The sequence below is a fragment of the Arthrobacter sp. P1_A5 genome (assembly GCF_056406825.1).
In genome coordinates this window covers 1-3,808 of sequence record NZ_JBFTZL010000263.1, presented here as the reverse complement: position 1 = coordinate 3,808, position 3,808 = coordinate 1, and the positions used below count along the sequence as shown (strand labels likewise).

At 70.1% G+C, this 3,808-nt stretch carries 3 protein-coding genes; 1 reads left to right on the top strand and 2 read right to left on the bottom strand.

Annotation, left to right across the window (positions count from 1 at the left end; translation table 11 throughout):
- Positions 1–68 precede the first annotated feature (68 nt).
- Both AC1D1S_RS19945 and AC1D1S_RS19940 read right to left on the bottom strand, forming a co-directional pair.
- A complete protein-coding gene (locus AC1D1S_RS19945) occupies positions 69–857 on the bottom strand; it encodes a M50 family metallopeptidase (protein ID WP_476943680.1) in 789 nt (262 codons plus the stop codon).
- Entirely contained in the window at positions 854–1,207 is a 354-nt protein-coding gene (locus AC1D1S_RS19940; protein WP_028275564.1) for a TraR/DksA family transcriptional regulator, read from the bottom strand. The genes AC1D1S_RS19945 and AC1D1S_RS19940 overlap by 4 nt, the downstream gene beginning before the upstream one ends.
- A gap of 156 nt (positions 1,208–1,363) precedes the next feature.
- Here AC1D1S_RS19940 and malQ point away from each other — a divergent pair, with 156 nt between their 5' ends.
- Entirely contained in the window at positions 1,364–3,607 is a 2,244-nt protein-coding gene (gene malQ / locus AC1D1S_RS19935) for a 4-alpha-glucanotransferase (protein WP_476995299.1), read from the top strand.
- Positions 3,608–3,808 lie beyond the last annotated feature (201 nt).

The window sequence follows — 3,808 nt, the reverse complement described above, 5'->3', positions numbered from 1 at the left end:
GTCACATACGCGCCCTTGGTGCTGAATCCCGGATCGTCGGTGTGGGTACTCAGGCTCATGGTCCCAGCCTAAGGCCGGGAAGGGAACGGCCCCAACGCGGCCGCGAACACAGGGGCCATCGGCTGCCAGGCAAACCACCATGCCCCGGCCACAACCACGGCGAAGAGGGCAATCCACACCGCGGCGGGGATGGAGGTGGCCCTGGCCAGCAGGTACGCGTCCGACGTCGGKAGCCTGTCCCGGTGCCGCAAATGGACGTTGGCCAGTTTGCCGAGGTCCCTGACGGCAGCGACCAGCAGCGCCAGGCCCAGCACGATCATCACGTGGCCGTTGAACACCGGCGGCACGAACAGCACCAGGAGCGCCGCGGCCAGTACGGCGGCGGCCGTGATGAGGAGGCCCACGCCGTTGCGGAGGAACAGGAAGGACGCCAGGAGGATGAGCGTGCCCACCGACATCGCGGCCGGCCCCCAGCCGTTGAAACCGCACCAGACCATCGCCGCCCCGACGACGGCGGGCACGGGGTAGCCCCAGAACGTCGACCAGGCGGCGGAGAGGCGGCTCCTGCTGTACGTCGTGGTGGTGCCGGAGTGGTCCAGGCCCAGCCGGATGCCGCCGAGCCGCTGGCCGGTGGTGAGGGCGGCAAACGCGTGGCCGAGTTCGTGGGTCACGGTGGCGAGCAGGCCAAAGTAGCGCCAGGACAGGCGGGGCAGGGAGACGGCCACTGCCAGCAGGATCACCGCCACGAGCTCAATACTGCTCACGTGCGGGCTGGGGGCGTGGGTGAATCCGGCAACGATCCGCTCCCACCATGTCAGGGCGAGGTTCGGTTCCCCCAGCAGGCCGGGCGGACTCATGCCTTGCCCGAGGCATGCGCGATGCAGTACGCGGTCCAGGGCCTGGCCTCCAGCCGGTCCTCGGGGACCGGGGTGGCGCATACAGCGCAGATTCCGTAGGTGCCCTCGTCCATCCGCGCAAGGGCGGCATCGATCTGCAGCAGGGAAGCCCTGCTCTGTTCCAGGAGCGCGGAGGCCTGGGATAGTTCGAAGGCGATCGTCGTGCCCTCGGGGTCGTGTTCGTCGTCGACGTTGGAGTCGAGGCGGGCGGCATTGACCGAGGTGATGTCCCGGCGGAGGGCGGGCAGGAGGGCAAGCTTCCGGTCACGTTCCTCGCGCAGGAGGATCCGGAACCGTTCGACGTCAACCATAGGCTTCAAGGCTAGCGCGGCCGCTGTAGCGGCGCCTAAACGGGCCGAAGGAGCCGTCCGCGCCGGGAACCGGCCAAGGACTCAACGAACTGGTAGATGACTCCCACATCCACGGAAAGGGCGGCGGGCGGTAGGGGCAGCGTCTAGAGTGGGCGCATGGTGGACCAGACGCACCCCGAGACCCCCGCAAACCCCGAGGACCGTCCAAACCCCAATCATCCTGCAGACGCCGGCAACGCCGCGGCCCCCGGAAGTCCCGGGCAGACCGGGGACACTGATACGGCCGACACGCTCCTGCGCGAACTCGCCGCAGCCTATGGCGTCGACACCAGCTACTGGGGCTGGGACGGAGTGCAGCGTTCCGTGGCCGCCGGGACCCTGCAGGACGTGCTGTCGGCCCTCGGGGTCCCCGCCAACGGGCCCCAGGAGCAGCAACGCTCCCTGGCCGAGTCCCGGCTGGCACACTGGCGGCGCATCCTGCCCCCGGTCCTTGTAGTGAGGGAGGGACAGGAGTCCCGCGTCGAGGTCCACGTCCCGCACGGAAGCGAAGTCCGCGTCTGGATCGACGCCGAAGACGGCAGCAGCTATGAGGCCGCCCAGCGGGAGAACTGGGACCAGCCGGTCGACGTCGACGGCGTCCTCACGGGACGTGCCACGTTCGCCATACCCGGCAGCCTCGGTCTCGGCTGGCACACGTTGAGAGCCGACGCCGCGGGCACGGCGGCGCAGTGTCCGCTGGTAGTTACGCCCGGCCGGCTCCGGGCCTCGGCCCTGCTCAAGGAACGCCGCACCTGGGGACTGACGGCCCAGCTGTACTCCGTGCGGTCCTCCCGGTCCTGGGGGATTGGCGACTTCGCCGATCTCGGGGACCTCGCCGAGGTTGCCGGGGAGCAGGGGGCCGGCTTTGTGCTGGTCAATCCGCTGCATGCCGCCGAACCAGTGCCGCCGGTCGAGGACTCCCCGTACCTGCCCACCACACGGCGCTTCTTCAACCCGCTCTACCTGCGGGTGGAGGAAATCCCGGAATACGGTTACCTGGACGCAGCCGGCCGGGCCGAGGTGGCACGCCTGGCCGAAGGCCAGCAGGCGGCCAACCGTTCCCGGGACCTCCTGGACCGCAACGCCAGTTACGCGGCAAAGCTCTCGGCGCTGGAACGCGTGTTTGCGGTCCGCCGCGGGCCGGCGCGCACCCGGCAGTTCGCCGACTTCCGCGCCGAGCAGGGGCAGGGGCTAGAGGACTTTGCGCTGTGGTCTGCGCTCGCCGAAGAGCTGYCGCCGTCGGCGCCGGAATGGGCCGGAGCGGCTGCATCCCCGGCGTCGCCGTACTGTGTCGAGCAGCGGCCGAGGCTGGCAGCCCGGATCGAATTCCACTGCTGGCTGCAGTGGCTCTGCGACCAGCAGCTCGAGGCGGCCCAGCGTTCGGCACGCCAGTCGGGGATGGGGATCGGAGTCGTCCATGACCTCGCTGTCGGGGTAAAACCCGGCGGTGCCGACGCCTGGACTCTCTCCGGCGTTCTTGCCCGGGGCGTGAGCGTTGGTGCGCCCCCGGACATGTTCAACCAGCWGGGCCAGAACTGGTCSSAGCCGCCATGGCAYCCGGGMCGGCTSGCMGAATCSGGSTATGCSGCCTACCGGGACATGCTCCGSACSGTGYTGCGGCAYGCCGGCGGCATCCGGGTGGACCATATCCTCGGCCTGTTCCGGTTGTGGTGGATCCCCGAGGGCGGGGGGCCGGAGAGCGGCACCTATGTGCACTACGACCACGAGGCGCTCATCGGCATCCTTGCCCTCGAGGCGCAACGGGCCGGGGCGATCGTGATTGGCGAAGACCTGGGGGTGTTCGAGCCGTGGGTCCGCGGCTACCTGGCCGAGCGGGGGATATTCGGCACGTCGATTCTCTGGTTCGAACACGACGCCGATGGCCCGATTCCGCCGGAGCACTACCGCGAGCAGTGCCTGACCAGCGTCAACACCCACGATCTCCCCCCGACGGCGGGCTACCTCGCCGGTGAACACGTCACCTTGCGCGAATCGCTCGGGCTGTTGCGGCGGCCCGTGGCGGAAGAACGCGCCGAGGCCGCGGCCGAGCAGGAGGCCGTGCTGGCCCGGGTCCGGGCACGCGGCCTGCTGGCAGAAAACGGCACGGACGTCCGGACCACGGTGGAGGCGCTGTACGCCTACACGGCGCTGGCCCCGTCAGCGCTGCTGGGGGTGGCGCTGGTCGACGCCGTGGGGGAGACCCGGACCCAGAACCAGCCGGGCACCAGCACCGAATACCCGAACTGGCGCATTCCGCTGGCCGCTCCCGAGGGTGTGGTGCTGATCGATGACCTGCCGGACAACGAGCGGTTCCTGTCCCTGCTGGGCACCGTCCGCGGCGCGCTGCATCCCGGAGGGTGACCGGACACGGGGGAGCCGGGCCCTGGACCGGGTGCGGGCAGTTTCTTGACCTGAGCCTGGCCTGAGGCCGGGAATGCAGACAGCATTGGCCGCACCAATACCGGCCGCTAGCATGGACCGATGACGCGGATCGGCCGACTCTCCCTGGCCGGCGGATGGGCGCTGGCGATGCTGCTGGCGGGGTGCACGTCGGTGCACCCC

Bases quoted from the DNA above. Each gene is read 5' to 3' on its own strand.
- AC1D1S_RS19940 (WP_028275564.1), bottom strand. From the start codon at position 1,207: ATGGTTGACGTCGAACGGTTCCGGATCCTCCTGCGCGAGGAACGTGAC.